Origin of the sequence: Microcoleus sp. K5-D4 (assembly GCF_036704575.1) — a bacterium.
Classification (GTDB): Bacteria; Cyanobacteriota; Cyanobacteriia; order Cyanobacteriales; family Microcoleaceae; genus Microcoleus.
On the sequence record NZ_JAUBSD010000113.1, the window covers coordinates 1 to 19,920 of the forward strand.

Genomic DNA, 19,920 nt, shown 5'->3' on the forward strand with positions numbered 1-19,920 from the left:
CTGCCTATCTTTTTTTACCACAAGTTGGCTCAATCCTTACTAGCTATGGGTTTTGGGTGGGTTGTCACCCCCCCAGCTCCTTGTGTTATCTTCTGTTAACAAACTAAGTCATATCAAGTCCGCTTGAGTAGTTGTAATTCAGAGTCCTGAAGGAACTGAAGAATCTAGCCCTTTCGGCAACGCGCTTATTTCGTTGCGCTTGACTCATAACAAGTAAGCGTTTTGAGTCAAGCGATCGCCCCATCTAAAATTTATCTAAAAATTAAAAGGTGAAAAATTAATTTTTCACCTTTTAACTCTCGACTATCGATTTTAAAATTGTCCGTTAGTGAACAAACTTCTTGAATGCCAGTGTCACGTTGTGGCCGCCAAATCCAAAGGAATTCGACAGCGCCACATCAACTTTTAGATCGCGGCTTGTATGAGGAACATAGTCCAAATCGCACTCAGGATCGGGATTTTCCAGATTAATTGTCGGCGGGATTTTGTCATTGGCGATCGACATTACCGTCGCCACCGCCTCAATGCCCCCAGAACCGCCCAAAAGATGGCCGGTCATCGACTTGGTAGAACTAATTGCTATTTTGTAAGCATGGTCTCCCAAAGTCTTTTTAATCGCTTTCGTTTCCGTAGAATCGTTGGGAAGGGTGCTCGTGCCGTGAGCGTTGATATAGCTCACTTGATCCGGCGTCAAACCCGCATCCTTGAGCGCTAAAGCCATCGCCCGCGACGCACCTTCCCCCCCCGGTACCGGAGAAGTCATGTGATACGCATCGCAAGTTAAACCGTAGCCGACGATTTCTGCGTAAATCTTCGCGCCACGCGCCAGAGCGTGTTCCATTTCTTCTAGCATCAGAATGCCAGCACCTTCGCCGACAACAAAACCATCACGATCGCGATCGAACGGACGGCAAGCATGAGTCGGGTCATCGTTGCGAGTCGAAAGCGCCCTCGCCGCAGCAAAACCCGCCACGCACAAAGGTGTCACCGCAGCTTCCGTACCGCCGCAAATCATGGCTTGCGCGTAACCCCCCTGAACTAGGCGAAACGCATCGCCCACGGCATTTGACCCGGCAGCGCAAGCCGTCACGGTGCAAGAGTTTGGCCCCTTAGCGCCCGTTTGAATCGCCGTCAGCCCCGCGGCCATATTCGCAATCATCATGGGAATCATAAACGGGCTGCATCGATCGGGGCCGCGAGTCAGATAAATCTCTTGCTGCTCTTCCAAAACCTTCAGGCCACCAATGCCAGTGCCAAGAATGACACCCACCTGTTCTGCGTTCAGGTCGTTAATCTCAAACTTTGCATCAGCAACAGCTTGTTTGCTCGCTGACACCCCAAATTGAGCAAAGCGATCCATCCGCTTTGCTTCCTTGCGCTCTAAATAGTCGTGTGGGTCGAAACCCTTCACCTCTGCGGCAAAGCGGCAGTCGTGCCGCGACGGGTCGAATAAGGTGATCGGGCCTATACCATTCTTCCCGGCAAGCAACCCGTCCCAATATTCGGACAAGGTATTGCCGATCGGTGTAATCGCGCCGAGACCCGTGATAACAACGCGCTTACGCTCTAAATTTGTCATGATTTCAGTTTCAAAAAATTAAACACCCAGAACGCAGAACAAAAGAGGAGTTTCCAGTTTTCTAACTTCTCTCCTCTTAGGGGAAAAGACAGGTATTTTATGCTTTTGGAGCTGCAAGTTTGCTGCTGATGAAATCTACAGAAGCTTGAACCGTAGTAATTCCTTCGGCTGCTTCGTCAGGAATTTCAATATCAAACTCTTCTTCCAAGGCCATGACCAGCTCTACTGTATCTAAGGAATCTGCTCCTAAATCGTTAGCAAAGTTGGCTTCGGGCTTGACTTCGCTCTTATCGACTTCCAGTTGCTCTGCCACAATTTTCTGGACTCTAGCAAAAATGTCGTCTTGGCTCATAACATCGTGTCCTCATTGGTTGCTGCGTATCTAATCTTATCCGAAAGGGGGATCTGCAGGACAAAGGCTGGCCGCTTTTCTAAGTGACACGGGCCAGCGACAATTGGGACACGGACGATCGCAGCAACTCTAGGACTAAGGCAAAAAAACCCCCAATAGCCCAAAATCAATCATTTCGTTTAGCCACCTGATAACGTAGAGGAACCTGATTTTTGGTCGATGGTCCGTCAGTCATCAACTCAAAATGCTTGAGAAAAGCTGACAATTGGCTCCTAGCTAGGCGGTGATACGTTAATTATAAAGAGGGAAAACTAAGCAGGAAGCCTCCCGACCTCCACCGCTCTCGTTTCTTGTCCCTTGCCTTGTCTCCCCAGCAGAAACAATTATGCCATCCCCAAATCTCAAATATGCTTATTTTCCCGGTTGCGTTGCCCAAGGGGCGGCCCGCGAACTTTACCTGTCTACTCAAGCGCTGACTCAAGCGTTGGGGATTGAACTGGTGGAACTCAAGAAAGCTTCCTGCTGCGGTTCTGGCACTTTCAAGGAAGATTCGCAGTTGCTCGAAGATACTGTCAACGCCCGCAATATTGCTTTGGCTGAGGAACTGAATTTGCCTTTGCTGACGCATTGCAGCACTTGTCAAGGAGTAATCGGTCATGTGGACGATCGCCTCAAGGATTGCCAAAAAACCGATCCCAACTACATAGAAAAAGTCAACGGTTTACTCAAAAAGCAAGGCTGTTCGCCTTATCAAGGTAGTACCGAGGTGAAACATCTGTTGTGGGCGATCGTGGCAGATTACGGACTCGACGAGGTGCAGAAGCGAGTCACCCGCAAGCTTTCGGGTTTGAAGTGCGCGTCTTTTTACGGCTGCTACCTGCTGCGAGCTCAGGATAAGCTGCTTTACGATGACCCGCACCAACCCGAATCGATGGAAAATGTGTTTCGGGCGATCGGGGCAACTCCTGTTTATTATCGAGGGCGGACGCAGTGCTGCGGCTGGCCGTTGGCGAGTTATGCCACTAACCAATCTTTTCAAATGGCAGGCAAACATATTCAAGATGCTCTTGACAATGGCGCTGATTGTATGGTAACGCCTTGTCCTCTCTGTCACTTGAATTTGGATTCGCGACAGCCGGAGGTGGAAAAAGTAATCGGGCGCAAGTTGGGTTTGCCCGTGTTGCATTTGTCACAATTGGTGGCTTTGGCTTTGGGTGTGGAGCCAAAAAAACTAGGGATCGATCGACATATTGTTTCAACTAAGCCCGTGTTAGAAAAATTAGGCTTTTAGTCGATCGATTTGCACCGCTTTGCAGCAATACTAATTATCAAAAAGTTTGCAACAGTTGGTAGAGGGGCTACTGCACCAAAATCCTTGCTACAAGCCAAAATATCAAACAACAAATCCTTACAACTGTTGCACAACTTTGGGAAATTGGCATAAAGACTTGAGTTTTTTCTCAAATCAAATCCGGTTAGATCGGAATTATACAGAGCCCGCGAGCCGAAAGCTCGATCGGGCTCATACATTTTTGAGTCAATAGAAGATACAGACAAAAAAACAGTATACTATTATACAAAATAGTTTTTAAGACTTCCTAACTTCCTAGTTAGAGACAAGGAGTAAACAATGAAACGAAACCCAGTAAATCTCACACGTTCGGTATTCCTATGGGCAATGCTAGGAATCATTTGTGGTTTGTTTGGTGCAAGTTATTGGATATTTTTGTCTTACATAATGCTGGGATTTGAATATTTTAGTGGACTTTCTCTACTAATCATCATGCCCCTTGCGGGTTTGCTCATCGGTTTGCTCATTCATTGGCTGGGAAATCCTGGCGAAATAGGGTTGATTATTGACAATATTCATCTCAATGGTGGGCGATTACCAATGAAGGAGAATCCTTCGATGATTCTGTCGTCGCTAATCAGTATTGCAAGTGGAGGCAGTGCTGGTCCAGAAGCACCAATGGTGCAAGTCACAGGTTCAATTGGTACGTGGTTAGCCGATCGCTTTCAATTGCGTGGAGAGGCACTACGAACTTTGAGTATTGCTGGCATGGCATCTGGTTTTACAGTTTTGTTCGGCGCTCCATTGGGTGGTACTTTTTTTGCTTTAGAAATTCTGCATCATCAGAATGTTGTGGAGTATTTTGAAGCAATATTGCCTGCGGTCGTGGCAAGTTGTGCAAGTTACACCATCTTTGTAGCAATTACCCAGCTAGGAATTGGTCCAACCTGGCATTTTCCTCAATACAATGTGGACAGCCTTTATGACTTTGGCGCCGCGATTGCTTATGGAATCGTAGGTGCTCTCATGGGGTGGTTTTTTATCGCTGTATTTCGCAGTGTTGGTCGCTTGTTTGATTCGATACCCAGTCCAATCTATGTGCGAACTACTTTAGCTGGGCTAGCACTTGGTGTGTTATCAGCTTTATTTCCGCTCACTCGTTTCTTTGGTGAACATCAAATAGAAAAAATTGTTGAGGGCAACTTTTCTTTGGGAGTGATCTTAACTTTAGTTATTGCTAAAGTGTTTGCCATTAGTACGACCGTAAATGGAGGCTGGCGGGGGGGAATTATCATCCCACTGTTTTTTATAGGAGCCTGTTTAGGAAAGGCAATCGCTATCGTTAATCCCGCCTCCAACGAGACGTTGGCAATGATTTGTGTAATGGCTGCTCTGAATTCAACAGTTACTCGAACTCCAATTAGTACAACTCTGCTACTCGCCAAGTTGACAGGATTTAGCACTTTTACACCGATTCTCTTCGCTAGTCTCGTGGGTTTCTTCTTGGCTCCACGATCTCCCTTCATTAGTTCACAGCGAAAAGTTGATTAACAAACGGCTAGAATTCCTCTAATAACTCCGTGTAGCGGTGAAAAATACGTGCAATTTGCCAGTGTCGAGTCTCAAGGCTTCTGCCATTACAAATGCACCAATGGCATCAAACAACATCTAGCCGTTGATACCAGTCAGGCTGCCGTTTTTGAACCATTGTACAAAAGCCAGTGTTTCCGATGAGTGTGGCTTGATTGAAATGTTGAGTCACAACCTCGATTATTTTCACATTCGGGCCCGTCAATATTCCGAAGATTACCATTCTGCAAGCGCAAGGGGTATCACCCGGATCAGCTCATCGCAGGGAAAGTAAAAACTCTATCCGCAGATTATGACCAAGATCCGGTTTAGACTGGCCGCGAAACCAACGAAAGCCGAAAAAATGGCACTAGAGGGGAAAACTGGATTTGTCGTGGTGGCAACTGGCGATCGTGATTGAACGGTCAAACCCTTGGATGTAACCCTGTAAGAGTTTGGTCAAGAACTTTGAGCAGACCCTCATCAATGCCACTGCGAAACTCAATTTGTATTTCATCAGGCTGATGCTCAAACCGTTGCCGATGGATATAGAGCCCAAAAGGGTTCTATAAGACTCCCAGGGTGAATAACTGTGAAGTTTTGTCGCTTTTTCGCGAAGTGCTTCCAGGCACTGCGGTAGACTAACCTTTAATTCTCTGTGCAGGCTATAGCGGTGGCACCTCGCCGTCAAATCTGTTCACTCGCAGAGGCAGCAAATTTTTAGTGACTCGTTGGGAGCCTTTATTCAATGTCTCATTCAGTCAAAATTTACGATACTTGCATCGGCTGCACTCAATGCGTCCGCGCTTGTCCGACTGACGTTTTGGAGATGGTGCCCTGGGATGGCTGCAAAGCAGCTCAGATTGCCTCATCTCCCCGCACCGAAGACTGTGTAGGCTGCAAGCGGTGCGAAACTGCTTGCCCGACCGATTTTCTGAGCATCCGGGTTTACCTGGGAGCAGAAACCACTCGCAGTATGGGTCTAGCCTACTAAATATCGATCGACACGCCGATCGAATTACGGGCACAAGAGAGGGGGCAATTTAATCGCCCCCTCTTTTTTGTCGCGGAATCTGCATTCTGGGGCCGGAAGAAGGTAAAAATGATAAAACTTGAGTTTTATTGCGATCGCTAAGCAGGAGTAGTACGTTAAATGTGCGGAATCGTTGGCTATATCGGCACGCAAGCAGCAAGTGAGATTTTGCTAGCAGGATTGGAGAAACTAGAATACCGGGGCTATGATTCAGCGGGCCTCGCTACCATCTCCGAAGGAGAAATTACCTGCATCCGAGCAAAGGGCAAATTGCACAACCTCCGGGAAAAGTTAGCAGAGATAGACTCTCTCGCTCCCATCGGCATCGGACACACCCGCTGGGCAACTCACGGCAAACCAGAAGAATATAACGCTCACCCTCACATGGATAATAGCGGGCGAATTGCGGTAGTTCAAAATGGAATTGTCGAAAATTATCGCGAGTTGCGGAAAGAATTGAAAGCAAAGGGACATAAATTTGTCTCGGATACCGATACAGAAGTTATTCCTCATTTAATAGCTGAATTTTTGAAAGAAGCAAAAAGGGAGAAGGAAGAAGAAAAAGATAAAAAAACCGAGAAAATTGCTGATTTATCGTTTTTGGAAACTGTTTTAAATGCGGTAAATAAATTAGAAGGAGCTTTTGCGATCGCCGTTATCTGTGCAGATTTTCCCGAAGAAATAATTGTCGCCAGACAGCAAGCTCCTTTGGTGATTGGCTTTGGTGCAGGGGAATTTTTCTGCGCTTCTGACACGCCGGCATTAGTCTCTCAAACCCGCACTGTTTTGTCCTTGGAAAATGGCGAATTAGCAAGGCTAACTCCGATGGGAGTCGAAGTTTACAGCTTTGCAGGAGAAAGGCTGAAAAAAAGCCCGCGCATCCTTGGTTGGAGTCCGGTTTTAGTCGAAAAACAAGGCTTCAAACACTTCATGCACAAGGAGATTTATGAACAGCCAGCCGTAGTGCGAGCTTGTTTGGAGGCTTATTTAGACAGCGATTGGCAGCCAGGAAATCCCAGATCTCCCATCAATCTCAGCTTGCCCAAGGAACTTTACGCCGATGTCGAACAAATTTCGATTCTCGCCTGTGGAACGAGCTGGCACGCCTCGCTAATTGGCAAATATTTGTTGGAACAATTAGCTAATATTCCCACAGCAGTGCAGTACGCTTCTGAGTACCGTTACGCACCGGCACCGCTGACAGCAAATACTTTAACTATTGGGGTAACACAATCGGGAGAAACGGCGGATACGCTGGCTGCTTTGGGGATGGAACAGCAGCGCCGCGCGGGTTTTACCGATAAATTTCGGGCGAGAATGTTAGGTATTACTAACAGAACCGAAAGTTCGATCGCCCACATGATGCCGCACGTGATCAATACCCACGCCGGTATAGAAGTCGGCGTTGCTGCGACTAAAACTTTTGTGACTCAGTTGATGGCATTCTATTTCTTAGCTTTGGATTTGGCGCACCAGCGGGAAACAATCAGCACGGAGAGATTGGCAGAAATTATTGCTGGTTTGCGCCAGTTACCAGCGGAAATTGAGAAGTTTTTGGAGATTCAAGAACAGTATGTAGAGGAATTGTCCCACCAGTTTACAGACACCCAAGATTTTATCTTTTTGGGGCGGGGAATTAACTTTCCGATTGCTTTGGAAGGGGCACTGAAACTGAAGGAAATTAGCTACATTCACGCCGAAGGATATCCGGCGGGAGAGATGAAACACGGCCCGATCGCCCTTTTGGATGCGAAAGTTCCTGTAGTGGCGATTGCCATGCCAGGAAGCGTCTACGAAAAAGTGCTTTCCAACGCTCAAGAAGCCAAGGCCCGCGACGCCCGTTTAATTGGTGTTACGCCGAAGCAAGGTGTGGCGGAAGCCGATATTTTTGACCACATTTTGCCGGTGCCTTTGGTGGATGAATTGTTGTCACCGATTGTAACCGTGATTCCGCTGCAATTATTGGCTTATCACATTGCTGCCCGTCGAGGTTTGGATGTGGATCAGCCGCGAAATTTGGCGAAGTCGGTGACGGTAGAATAAAGGAAGTCAGTAGTCATTAGTGGGTTGTTGGTTGTTGGTTTTTCGTTCTAATAACCAATAACCAATAACCGATGCCCGATGCCCGATAGCCTATTCCCTCTGGCTGACTCCGCAAATTGCGGCTAACAGCAACCAGCTTGTAGTATTGAGTCGGAAATCAAACAGCGTCACGTCTAAAGTGTTAAAAAGCGTACAGGCGGCGAAGGCTAATAAATAACTGAAAAAAATTAGGCGATCGGTCACTCTTACATCTTGACAAACCCCCTGACTTTTGCTATTAATTATAGATTTTTTAGCGAACCCTAAAGCATTTTCCGCTACTTCCTGTGTTGCTATTTGCTCATGTTTGATATCCGCAGGAAAAAGTGGCCAATTCGCCAGCAGCAAAACACCCCTAGCCAAAACCCAACCAACTAAACCAAACAACAAAAGCGTTGCGGGTATTCCCGTTTCCGCAGTCAACATCAGTATCAAACTGTGAGGATGACCGAGCCATTCTTGCATTTGAGCTTGATAGAGAGGCGTAAAATTTCGCAATCCCCAACCAGTCCAAGGACGCTGGTGAGTCATAGACCAAGCAAATTCCCACTGAGTTTTTCTCAAAGTAGCAGTCGGCCGATTTGGGAACATCTCGTCGGTGAGTCTAGCCCAAAAGAAAGCCGGAACAATTCTTCGTAAAGATTGCCGCAGTGGTTCCGGGCCAAAGGCAGACAAAAAAATTGTGCTAGCCACACTCAAAACCGCAGCTAATAATTTTTTATAACCCGCATAAAATGCAAAAGTCAAAACTGCCAAAACCGCCATTACCCAAGCATTGCGAGAATTAGTAAAAATCAAAGCAACAGCATTTCCGATCGCTGCACAACTTAAAAATTGGAATTTGGAATTGGGTATTGGGTATTGGGGATTGGGCATTGGTAAGTGGTGACGCCTGACAACTCCCAATTGAAAACTGACAACTGACAACTGACAACTGACTTCTTCCATCCACAGTCCCAATGCTAAAATAAAAGCAATTGTCAGATAGCAAGCTAAAATATTAGCGTACATAAATACAGAAGCCATACGGCCGGGGGGATTGCCTTGGGGTGCGAGTACCCAGCCAAAAACAGGCTGCAATTGATCGATGCCGCTCCAGCCTAAAAATTGCTGTCCCAGACCTAAAATTATCACTGGAATTGAACTAATTACAATAATCCAAGACAATTGCCGCAATTGAGGCAAAGTTTGAATTAAACTGCTAAAAGCGGCAAACAATATAAAGAACGGCAAGAAATTGTACAACCCTACAAAAGCCTCAATGCGGTTGTGGGCAAAAACGGCTGTGATGACTAGCAGCGCGCTCAGAATTGCGAATCCTCGATTCAGCGGGCGGCGACTAATTTGACGGAACTTTTGCTTGCAAGTGCCGGCCAATCCCAGGAATAAACCTAAAGCTCCCAAAATCGGAATTAAGGGAAAAATCAGCATCCCCACTTGGGCGAAATTCCAAGGGATTTGCAGGCGGGGATCTGGATGTTTTTGGAGACGAGACTTGAGATTTTCGGCTGTCTGTTTGGCAGCTAATTTCAACCGATTTTTGATATTCACCCACACTCCCAATCTCAAATCTAAAATCTACAATTTACCATCGTTAAGCTAGTTCCCAAACGCATTCCGATCGCGTCAGGCGTATTTGAGCTAGGGCAAAAATGGTCGGGATAATGCGGCCGTAGTTCGTGGAAATCGATCGCCAACCCAAATCCGCTAAAAACCAAGTCCACATCACCGGGCCGACCAACGAAAATACGCTCCGCGTTGCACCGTAACGAGCCGCACTCACCGCCATACCGCGCCGCGCCGTCTGAATTGCGACATAATTTTGAAACTGGGTTGCTGCAGTTGCAGTGCCTGCAAGCACTCCTTGTTTTGCCATTTGATAGGTGGCAAAATGCAGCGCAAATTGATTTGCCATTAGTTTGAGCAGCATTGGTTTTAAGATGGAACTAACAGCTAAAGCGCTGCCGCCTTTAAACAGTAAACCTAGCGGGTCTTTTTCAGCAGAAATTGGCAGGGGTTCTGAGAGTTTGGACTCAACGATCGCTCGTTGTACGCGCAGTGTCAGCGCTTGCTGTTCATCTGCTGGTAAACGCTTCCACGCGCGGCCCATTAAGTGCAGAAATACTTCTGCCTCTAAGTCGGTGGTTGACAACTGTCTGGGGTAAGGGATTTTGAGATAGCGACAAACTTGAATTAGTGCTTGTCTGTAAGTTACTTGTTGGGTTCGCCCTCGGAGTACCGTCAACCCGTCGGCGGCAAGATAGCGAAACCGCTGTTCTACGGCGTCGAGCCATGCTTGGCGATCGCGACTTTGTACATCTATCGGTGCGGGGGTTTGCACGTAATCTAAAGGGTTAAACTTGCGGCTGAACAGAAGTTCTGTTAGTTGCTGCAATTCTTCTTCTGTTGTCAATTCGAGTGCTGCTCTGAGTTCGTCCAAAATTTTGCCCTCCCCTATTCGATTTTAGATTTTAGATTTTAGATTTTAGATTGCTGCTGGTTGACAACCATTAGGATTTAGGATTTACCTACAGTGGCATTTTTTGATTTGGTCTTAATCATGGATTCGTGCTGTCCTTTATTCTACTACTTGGTGCAGGGCGATGGCGTCGGGCCCCGGAAGCTACGGCTCTTTTGAGTCATCGGTAAGGTACAAATTCAGCTCGCAACCTTTAAGCTGATGTGTAGATTTACAAGGCTGACTGATTGATTATGTTCGATGTTGCGGTGATTGGTGCGGGTATGGCGGGACTGAGTTGCGCTCAACGGTTGCGTCAAGCTGGTTATTCTGTGGCGGTTGTTGAGAAATCTCGCGGCGCGGGGGGACGTGTTGCTACCCGCCGCGTACAGGGTACTAGGGCCGATCACGGCGCGCGGTATCTGGAACCGCAGGGGGAGGCGGTGCAGGGGTTAATTGAGGCTTTGGTCGATCGGCACATCCTCAAACTCTGGACTGATAAAGTCTGCGAATTCAGACAGGGAAAACTTTCTGCTATTCCTAGTTCTTGTTATGTCGCACCTGCGGGTATGAATGCTATCGGTAAGTATCTGGCTGAGGATTTAGAGATTTGGTTTGGCCGCCGCGTACAAGTTATTTCTACTACAGATAACCAAATGTGGCATCTTTCCCTAGAAGTCACTGACAACAATTTAGACATACCTCAAGCATTGATTGCTAAGGCTGTTGTGGTGGCAATTCCTGCACCTCAAGCTTTAATGTTTTTGAATTCGGAAATCGGTTTGCAATCTGATTTTCTTGACAAATTGCGTTCTGTGGAGTACGACCCTTGCATTACGGTTATGGCTGGCTATTCTGCGGCAAAACAGCAAGATTTAAGCAATCTAAATCCGCAGTGGCAAGCTGTTTCGTTTCCCGATAATGCTGATTTAGCTTGGGTTTGTTTGGACAGCAGCAAACGGCTCGATCCGCAGCAGCCGGTGTTTGTGGTTCACAGCAGCGCAAATTTTGCAGAACGCTATTTAGAATCTGCTGATTTGGAAACTGTCGGTCAAGAATTGCTCGATCGCACTTCTGAATATTTAATTTCTTGGCTGAAGCAGCCGGAATGGTTGCAGGTTCACCGCTGGCGGTATGCTTTTTGTCGAAACCCTTTGCCTGTTTCTTGTTTGCCTGCTGGGGGGAATTTGCCGCTAGTTTGTACGGGGGATTTGTGCGGGGAAGGTCAAATAGAGGGTGCTTTGCGATCGGGTTTGGCGGCGGCTAATTGGGTGAATTCTCAGTTGCACAATTTGCCCTTAGATTTCCGCCTAAATTGGTAATATGGCTACAATTAAGGTATCAATTTTGCCTCTAACGCTATGATTGCCATCCCGTCTGGGTTTAGCCAAGAAAATCACCTTGCCCTCGAACCTGATAATACCGTCCGGCATGAATAACGGATGTTAGGAAGAAGTAATAAGGAAGTTCGGCAACAGATTCGCTTTCTTCGGATGTAACGGATGTCAGTCCGATGTCCGTCGGAAGAAGGAAGAAGGGAAATGCAATTAGAGCAATGGTTTCAGTCGTTAAGAAGGTCGCCTGGAATCGGGCGCGTTTGCTACTTCTTCCTTCTTCGTTCGGCTAGAGTTATGAAAAATTAATCTAACGACATACAAAAAAATGGCATAATGGTGTAAATTCCCACTTTTCCCAATTGTTATTTCTGTGCGGTTTCCTGCTGTTTTAAATCTTGTTCTTGCATCTGCAATAACTCGGGAACTGTTACGAAACTGTACCCTTCCTTTCTCAGTTTAGCAATAATATCCGGCAAAGCTTTTACAGTTCTCGTTCGATTGCCACCGCCGTCGTGCATCAGCACAATGCCGCCGGAATTTGCCTGCCTCATCACGTTATCGATTAAAGATTCCGTAAGAGTGCGCCAATCAAAAGAATCAGCAGACCACATCACAACTGCATAATTTTTCTTTTGAGCGTAAGCTGCCAATCCATTGTTTAAAATGCCTCCTGGCGGGCGGAACATCGATGTTTGGATGCCGGTCAAGTCCTCAATTAAGGATGAAGTGCGATCGATCTCGCGAGCGGCACCGTCTTCGTTATACTGAAGGTATTCATGGCTCCAAGTGTGATTGCCGATCGCGTGACCCGCTGCTGCGACCTGTTGGCCAATTTCGGGAGAATTTTTCAGGTATTTTCCTACCCAGAAAAATGTAGCCTTAATATTATTTTCCTTGAGAATATCTAGGATTTGTGTAGTTGTTTTCGGCCAGGGGCCGTCGTCAAATGTCAGGGCGATCGCCTTGCGCTGGGAGTCGAGTTGGGCGTGACGAATGGTTGTACCTTGAAACTGCGACGGTACGGCTGATTGAAATCGGATTGCCTGCAATTGGGCTAGAGACTGTTGGGAAAATTCTACTCGATTGGCGATCGCCTGGGAGAACTTATTAATAGTGGACATCGGCTGTTGTTCTTGGGACTGGGATACGGCCAAGACTTGCGCCTGAATCGGTTGCAATGGCTGATTGGCCCGGAAGTTAATCGGCCATGTCACACCCAGCAAAAAACTTCCTGTTGCTGCCATCAAAGCAACGATTAAAGTTTTTCGCCGCCTCCACAGCCGTTTCAATTTTGTCACGTCCTTGTCTCCTTCACACCTTGTACAGTTAATTTGAGATTTTATGTTGATATCAAGTTAATCCACTTAAGAGGATAATCTTAAATTGGACAGTCCGTAAAAATGCTACTGGAAATAACCGATCGTGGGGAAGTCCGTCCGGATAAAAAAATTTAAGATTTGTGCGGCAGAAATCCCCTAACCCATGAAAACGCCGGATGGTTGAACTTTTTACCCAGCGAGGGGGACGGCGCTCAAGTCGGATTCATGGCACGATATTCTTAGGGACTCAGCCCGCATCGGCCCGCGTCCCTACCTAACACTGCAAGTTGGTTTAACGTGAGAGGTTGCACTATTGTTAATAAGCCTTTCAAGGGCGGGCTAGAAGATCCCACGCCACAAGAAAATTTAGTCTTTGTGGGATAGACCCGAAAGCCTGTTAAGCGAGAATGCTGCAAGATATGAGTTTAACCCTATTTGATATGAGGGCGATCGCGCGCCCCCAGGGTCGTAAAATTAACTTTTAGGGCCGATTCTCTCTTTGTACAAGCCGACAATCCGATCGATAACTTCAGCAACAGTCAGATTGTCTGTTTGAATTTCCACAGCATCGGCCGCTTTACGCAAAGGTGCAACCGCGCGGGTGCTGTCCTTTTCGTCCCGCAGGGCAATGTCTTGTTCCAATTGGGTCAAGCTAATATTAGCCCGATCGGTATCTTTAAGTTCTAACAGCCGCCTGCGCGATCGCTCTTGTACCGAAGCCGTCAAAAAAATCTTCAGTTCCGCATCGGGAAACACGTTAGTGCCGATATCGCGGCCTTCTGCTATAATTCCGCCTTTTGTGCCGCAGCGCCGCTGTTCCTCCACCAGAAACTGCCGCACGGCGGGAACTGCCGCCATTTCCGAGACGCGGGATGTCACTTCCAAACTGCGAATTGCCTCGGTTACGTCTTCGCCGTTAATCTTCAACATCTTTGATGCGGGATCGAGGTTGTATTCCAAATAACTGGAACTGATTAATTCGGCGATCGCACATTCGTCGGAAATTGGCGTGTCTGTTTTCAATGCCAGCCAAGTCAGCGCCCGATACATCGCACCGGTATCCAGATAAAACAAGTTCAAAGCTGTTGCTGCAAGGCGAGTTACGGTAGATTTGCCTGCTCCCGCCGGGCCGTCGATCGCCACAATCGGCCGGCGATTCCTGAGAATTATATTGTCAATCAAACGAGTAGAGCCAACTCTGGCGGCCACGGCTAAAAGTCCCGCTGTTTCCACAACCTGCAACGGCGTCAGAGTGTCGGGATCGACGAGTTCGGCGTATTCGAGCTTGACTGCGGATTCTTCTGCGACTGCTGCGTGCGCTGCTGCGAGTGTGGCCGCTGCGGTGCGGTCGCCTGAAGAAAAAGTTTCCGAGGCTTGTTGCAGCGCGCGGTAGAGTACGGAGGCTTGCTGTTTTTGCTCTACTGTTAAATACAGATTGCGAGAACTCATTGCTAGTCCCGACTCTTCGCGGACGATCGGACAAGCGACAATCTCTACAGGCAAGTTAAAATCCAAGACCAGCTTCCGAATAATTGCTAGCTGCTGGGCGTCTTTTTGACCAAAATAAGCTTTTGTCGGCTGCACCAAACTCAAAAGTTTAGTAACAATTGCTGCGACGCCCTGAAAATGACCGGGCCTTGCTTTGCCGCACAAAACCGATGTCATCGCCGATGGCGGCACTACTTGAGTTAAGGATGAAAGGTTAATCTCTATCTGTTTTTGGGCGGTTTGCTCTGTTTCTGCGCCGACTGCTTGATGGCCGAACATTTCCGTGGCTGAGGGAGCAAATATCGCATCAACCCCAGCTTGTTCGCACAACAGCCGGTCTTGCTCGAAATTCCGAGGATAATCTTGAAAATCTTCTGTTGGCCCAAATTGCAGCGGGTTGACAAAAATGCTGACCAGGGCGATCGCATTTTCTTGCCTTGCCCGCTGGATCAAGCTCAGATGCCCTGCGTGCAAAGCTCCCATCGTCGGCACCAAACCGACTGTCAAATGAGGTGCAGCAGACTTTTGTAAATTTAAGTAGCAGCGAAGTGCTGCAATGGTAGTAAACAGGCGCACCGGTAGAATCTCCTGAAGGCATTCGGCAGAATGCAGAGTTTATTTGTCAGAATTTGTTCGACTTGACATCTTGCACCATCCTCAAGAACAGGCTTTCGGGCTTCTTCCACAAAGAATGGTGCAAGATGTCAGTTTTATTCTACTTTCTGCCTTCTACACTTCGGATAACTTTTGTATTCTGCCTGAGAGTGGCCTTCAGCGTCCATCAGTTGTTTGCTGCGGCGGTTCGATCACTTCGATTTCCACTCTGGCAACGCCACTGCTGATCATTCCTAGTACGTTGGCGGCGCCTGCGGACAAGTCAATGAGCCGATCGCCCACATAGGGGCCGCGGTCATTAATGCGGACAACCACGGTGCGACCGTTGTCGAGATTTCTCACCATGACTCTCGTTCCAAAAGGCAAATTTGGGTGGGCTGCGGTCAAATCATTTTGGTTGAAACGCTCGCCGCTGGCGCTGAGGTTGCCGTTAAATCCTGGGCCGTACCAGGAAGCCCAGCCGCTGAGGCGCACTTGAATTGGCCCCATAGACAGCACAGCGGGTTCTGGTTGGGGTTTGCCGGCGACTTCTTCCAGGGGTGGGGCGTTGCCCAGAAGCCGGCGGAGGCGATTGGTTGCTTGCAGGGCGTCTCGGCTAAAGTTGCTGGTGGTGTCGGGGAGGATGGTTTCGGCGTTGATGTTTACCAAGTCCTCGCCGTTTGCCTGGATAATGTAGCGATCGCCTTTTTCCCACTTAACGGTAATGCTGTTGGGATCGATGTTGTTGCGGGCTAGCTGATTGAGTCTTGCTGCTAAGCTTGATGCCCGCCAAACTGGATCGGGTTCTTGGTTGCTAGAGTTGCTGGCAATGTTTCCAACTTTGGGATTTTCTCTGGCGCCCGCTACTTTTGACGGACTGCTAGCACCGGCTTGGCTGTTGCCAGTTTCTCCCAAAGGCGTGTTTGTTTCCGGATTCGCGTTCAGAAAGGTGATGACTGGAATGTTTCGCACGTAGACTGTCGCTGCTTGTCGCCCGCCTAAGTCGTGGGGCTGAATTTTGGCGATCGAGTCTCGGGCAATTTCAGCTCTTGCTTGATACTGATACTGTCCGACTTTTTGCGCTTCGACCCGAGTAGCGTTTAACTGCTGGGACGGTTGGGTGGCAATTACTTGCTCGGAAACCTGAGAGTTTTGGTTGTCGGCACCTGTTGCTTGTGCGTGACAAGAGGATGCCGTTCCTACCACAGGAACTAACAGGACAGCGAGTAGACCACCAACAAATTTTTCCTTCATACGTCCATTTTTGTGAATAGCCATTGCCAACCGAGATTGGAGGATTGGCCATTTGGCGGCGGGCGTCAAGGATTTCTCTCTTGCCCTTCGCCATTCCCCCGTGAGTCAAAGTAAAGTATCGGGGTGCGTTTTTGCTTTAATGCTTCCGCCCCAAAAAAAATTGGCGGAAACTTCCCTGACACTTGACAACTCATACTCGATCCGCAATTTGTGTTTTGTTCACGAACTGCAACAGACTACCACAAACTTTTGTGGTTGGGGATCGCTGCGATCGCGATTTTCACCAAATCTTCATGAAATTTTCTCAAAACCCTCTATCATAAAATCCTTTAGTTCCAGTGCTTACAGCCGTTTCAGTCATTACGGAAAAATTTACAAAAATTTACAAAAATTTAGTGTATTTTGTGGGCTACGAAATGGCTAGTCTTAAAAAAGCTGTTTGTCAACTGTTATGGGAATAAACTAAAAATTAGAAGAAATAGATTTGGCGGACTTATGGATTATCGAGAAGCAGGTGTGGATGTTGAGGCGGGCAGAGCTTTTGTCTCGCGCATCGGGAATATGGTCAAGAGCACGCACCGATCCGGAGTTTTGGGCGGATTCGGCGGGTTTAGCGGTTTTTTCAGCGTCCCGGAGGGTTTAAAAGAGCCGGTGATGGTTTCGGGTACTGACGGCGTTGGGACTAAGTTGAAATTGGCCCACAATCTCGATCGGCACGACACGGTAGGTATCGACTTGGTGGCGATGTGCGTCAACGACGTACTGACATCCGGGGCCGAACCCCTCTTTTTTCTCGATTATTTAGCCACGGGAAAGTTAAATCCCGAACAATTAGCTGCGGTGGTGGCCGGCATTGCTGATGGTTGCAAGCAAGCGGGCTGTGCTTTGCTCGGAGGGGAAACGGCAGAAATGCCCGGTTTTTACCAAGCGGGTGAGTACGATTTGGCGGGGTTTTGTGTGGGAATTGTAGAAAAGAGCAAATTGTTGGACGGTTCGCGGGTGCAGGTGGGAGATGTGGCTGTGGGGCTGGCGAGTTCGGGCGTACACAGCAACGGTTTTAGTTTGGTGAGAAAAATTGCGGGCGATCGGGGTTTTGACTGGCATTCGCAACCCGAAAAGTTAGGTGGCAAAAGTTTAGGAGAAGTGCTGCTAACTCCGACTAAAATTTATGTGAAACCAGTCCTCGAAGCAATTAAGAGCGGTTTAGAAACTCACGGCATGGCTCACATTACCGGCGGCGGTTTGCCGGAAAATTTGCCCCGCTGTTTGGGAGCAAATCAAGCTGTGAAAATTAACAGCAATAGCTGGCCAAGTTTGCCAATTTTTGACTGGATTGCTGAAGCGGGTCAAGTTGCTACAGCAGATATGTTCAATACTTTTAATATGGGTATTGGGTTTGTGCTGTTGGTCGATTCCAGGGAAGTAGAACAGGCTGTTAAATGGTTTGAATCTCAGGGAATTGGTGCTTGGGCGATCGGGGAAGTGATTGAGGGGAACGGAGAATTAATTATGGATAATGGGTAATGGGTAATTAGTAATAAGCAATCGCAGGGGGTGAAGATTGCTTCGCTTTGTTTTCTCCACTAACAGAAAATCTCAACCTGCATTCATTTGTGTATATCTGCGGTTAAATTTATAATTTTTAAAGTAACCGCAGAGGACGCAGAGGACGCAGAGGAGATAGAGGAAGAAAGAGAAAAAGGAATTCACAACTAAGGACTCGTTGCTTTAATTTTAAATGAAATTGGAATAAGCTCTTGTGCCTTTAAGTACGGTATAATTCCAGATTATTTCCGTCAATGAGTGCAAAAGTAGCCGTTCAAAAGTATCGGAATCCCAAACAAATATAGCAACTGCAATAAGCATTAAAATAAAAAAAAGGAGATATTAGAGGAAAAATTATGATTTTGTTATTGCTAAATAACCGAAATAATCAATCAAAAATTGGTAATTTTTTGGGTTACATCGTAAATAATGTGTTTCATTGGTGTATTGAGGGATATCCAGAGAATCTAGACACTTACTACTATTTTATGTCAATACTCCGGACAGTTTTTAAGCAGCCAGAGTACCATAAGACAAGACTGAAGGAAGGTTAGGGTGATTTAAAATCAAATCCGGGTCTAAATCTAACTTATCAATAAAGGTATAAAGTAGATGCTTATTGAATTCTAGGCGTTTATAAGAGGCCAGAGAAAACACAAACGACTTGGCAGATGAATGACAACTAGAGAGTTCATGTTTAGCTAAGTTTAAGGCAATAAGACTGGCATTAAAATGAAAATCAAGCCGTGGTAAATGACGAGCTTGACAATCAGACAATCCCGTAAATTGCTTGGCATCACGAAAAATAAATTCAATCTGGAAACGAGCCTGATAATATTCAACAATTTGCTCAGGCAGTAGGTGAATATCAGTGCTAAACAATAACGCATTTTTGATTTTACCGTTAGCTTGAACCTCAGAAATACAAGCCAAACTAATCTGGCAATTTAAACAACAACTCCAGAGAACCAATGTATATAATGAAACTCCCGGTTTTAGATTTTTGACAAATTTAAGACGACTCAAATCATTAGAGTCAAATTTACCATCATATTTTCGAGGAGCTCCTAGTTTATTTTGTTCACCTGTATAGAGATAGCGTAGGTTAGCATCAACTCTTAACTTGCCAATAAAGTCTAAATTTAACTCCCGCACAGCATCCCAGAATTGAGAGCGATAGTAATAGCCATCCGCCACCAAATAACGTACAGAAGTGGGGAAAAAATAACGAGTATTCTTCAAATGTTGTGCATAGTCATCAACTCTTGTGATGTCAGGCTTTGAGCTTTGAGAGTCCGGGTTTTTGCGAGATTTTTTTGAGCTGTTATTCTTCGGTTTTTTGGGCAGTTTTTTCACGGGCTTTATTTGAGGGCGTGACGGAGTTTGTTGTACGCTTAAGCTATAAGATAAACGAGTCTCAATTTCGACAATAGAAATTACAGAAATTTCCAACCCCTGTTCCGATTTACCAGCTACACCATTATAAAAATAAGCCTTGCCGTCAGTTTTTTTGCCGCTTTTTCTTAAAAAAGAACAATCAATAACAGCAATAATTGTGTGTTCAGGGTTTAAGGCTTCTTTGAGAAAATATTGATTAACTTGTGGAAAGTTAAAGCTTTTGAGAAAGTGACGACGGTAGGTTTTTTCACTCAAACAGCTATAACGACTGAGATTCGTGAAGTTGACCTTGCCATAGGCGAGCAATATAGTTGAGAATAAAGTGATTAAAAACTTCTTTTGTGGTTGACTAATCCCTGGCATTTGTTGTAAGATGGGTTCAATAATCTTCATGTATGCAATCTGTTGAGCTTGTGTGTTTTTATAGCTTAACCTAAAAGAGTGCCTTTTTTTCTGTTTATTTGGGGTTCTGATTGCACTCACTTTTTTCACTTATCTATTTTATTGCGATCGCATTCCTCTTTAAAAACTGTCCGGAGTATTGTAATTATAAATACCAGCGATCAAATTAAATCTTAATCCGAAGCGCCTTCTTCGATTCCGATATCTGGATGAAAGTAT

The 19,920-nt window shown here is 46.6% G+C and carries 14 protein-coding genes and 1 pseudogene; 6 read left to right on the forward strand and 9 right to left on the reverse strand.

What is annotated here, in order from left to right:
• Positions 1-325: 325 nt before the first annotated feature.
• Both fabF and acpP read right to left on the reverse strand, forming a co-directional pair.
• A complete protein-coding gene (fabF, locus tag QUA77_RS25785) occupies positions 326-1,579 on the reverse strand; it encodes a beta-ketoacyl-ACP synthase II (protein ID WP_333453357.1) in 1,254 nt (417 codons plus the stop codon).
• A gap of 97 nt (positions 1,580-1,676) precedes the next feature.
• The gene (gene acpP, locus QUA77_RS25790) at positions 1,677-1,931 is read right to left on the reverse strand and encodes an acyl carrier protein (RefSeq protein ID WP_006633716.1); all 255 of its coding nucleotides are present in this window, start codon (positions 1,929-1,931) and stop codon (positions 1,677-1,679) included.
• A 385-nt stretch (positions 1,932-2,316) separates the two neighbouring features.
• On the opposite strand from acpP, the gene QUA77_RS25795 reads away from it, so the two are divergent.
• The 4 genes from QUA77_RS25795 (at position 2,317) to glmS (ending at position 7,867) form a co-directional block, all read left to right on the forward strand.
• Positions 2,317-3,222, forward strand: coding sequence for a CoB--CoM heterodisulfide reductase iron-sulfur subunit B family protein (locus QUA77_RS25795; RefSeq protein WP_333453359.1), 906 nt, complete (start codon positions 2,317-2,319; stop codon positions 3,220-3,222).
• A 339-nt stretch (positions 3,223-3,561) separates the two neighbouring features.
• Positions 3,562-4,773 carry a chloride channel protein gene (locus QUA77_RS25800; protein WP_333453360.1) on the forward strand — a complete coding sequence of 404 codons (1,212 nt, stop codon included), beginning with the start codon at positions 3,562-3,564 and terminating at the stop codon, positions 4,771-4,773.
• Between the two features lie 766 nt (positions 4,774-5,539).
• Positions 5,540-5,785: a photosystem I iron-sulfur center protein PsaC gene (gene psaC, locus QUA77_RS25805; protein WP_015175986.1), complete on the forward strand. Its 246-nt coding sequence runs from the start codon at positions 5,540-5,542 to the stop codon at positions 5,783-5,785.
• A gap of 159 nt (positions 5,786-5,944) precedes the next feature.
• A complete protein-coding gene (glmS, locus tag QUA77_RS25810) occupies positions 5,945-7,867 on the forward strand; it encodes a glutamine--fructose-6-phosphate transaminase (isomerizing) (protein ID WP_333453362.1) in 1,923 nt (640 codons plus the stop codon).
• Positions 7,868-7,957: 90 nt separating this feature from the next.
• Here glmS and QUA77_RS25815 read toward each other — a convergent pair whose 3' ends face one another.
• Complete coding sequence (locus QUA77_RS25815) at positions 7,958-9,457, reverse strand: O-antigen ligase family protein (protein WP_333453364.1); 1,500 nt, start codon at positions 9,455-9,457, stop codon at positions 7,958-7,960.
• 43 nt (positions 9,458-9,500) lie between these two features.
• Complete coding sequence (locus QUA77_RS25820; protein ID WP_333042808.1) at positions 9,501-10,346, reverse strand: YaaW family protein; 846 nt, start codon at positions 10,344-10,346, stop codon at positions 9,501-9,503.
• Between the two features lie 272 nt (positions 10,347-10,618).
• Between QUA77_RS25820 and QUA77_RS25825 the strand changes: the two genes are divergently transcribed.
• Entirely contained in the window at positions 10,619-11,686 is a 1,068-nt protein-coding gene (locus QUA77_RS25825; RefSeq protein WP_333453366.1) for an FAD-dependent oxidoreductase, read from the forward strand.
• Between the two features lie 377 nt (positions 11,687-12,063).
• Here QUA77_RS25825 and QUA77_RS25830 read toward each other — a convergent pair whose 3' ends face one another.
• The 3 genes from QUA77_RS25830 to QUA77_RS25840 all read right to left on the reverse strand — a co-directional run bounded on the left by QUA77_RS25830 (position 12,064) and on the right by QUA77_RS25840 (position 16,380).
• Positions 12,064-12,999 (reverse strand): polysaccharide deacetylase family protein, encoded by a 936-nt coding sequence (locus QUA77_RS25830; protein ID WP_333453367.1) that lies wholly within the window; start codon positions 12,997-12,999, stop codon positions 12,064-12,066.
• 495 nt (positions 13,000-13,494) lie between these two features.
• On the reverse strand, positions 13,495-15,084 hold the full coding sequence (locus QUA77_RS25835; protein WP_333453369.1) for a bifunctional pantoate--beta-alanine ligase/(d)CMP kinase: 1,590 nt from the start codon (positions 15,082-15,084) through the stop codon (positions 13,495-13,497).
• A gap of 195 nt (positions 15,085-15,279) precedes the next feature.
• Entirely contained in the window at positions 15,280-16,380 is a 1,101-nt protein-coding gene (locus QUA77_RS25840) for a septal ring lytic transglycosylase RlpA family protein (protein ID WP_333453371.1), read from the reverse strand.
• A 471-nt stretch (positions 16,381-16,851) separates the two neighbouring features.
• Between QUA77_RS25840 and purM the strand changes: the two genes are divergently transcribed.
• Positions 16,852-17,880: a phosphoribosylformylglycinamidine cyclo-ligase gene (gene purM, locus QUA77_RS25845; RefSeq protein ID WP_333453373.1), complete on the forward strand. Its 1,029-nt coding sequence runs from the start codon at positions 16,852-16,854 to the stop codon at positions 17,878-17,880.
• A 531-nt stretch (positions 17,881-18,411) separates the two neighbouring features.
• Here the strand turns inward: purM and QUA77_RS25850 are convergent.
• Together QUA77_RS25850 and QUA77_RS25855 are read right to left on the reverse strand one after the other, a co-directional pair.
• Entirely contained in the window at positions 18,412-19,791 is a 1,380-nt protein-coding gene (locus tag QUA77_RS25850; protein ID WP_333453375.1) for a transposase, read from the reverse strand.
• 30 nt (positions 19,792-19,821) lie between these two features.
• Positions 19,822-19,920, reverse strand: a pseudogene (locus QUA77_RS25855) (IS5/IS1182 family transposase); the annotation flags it as partial.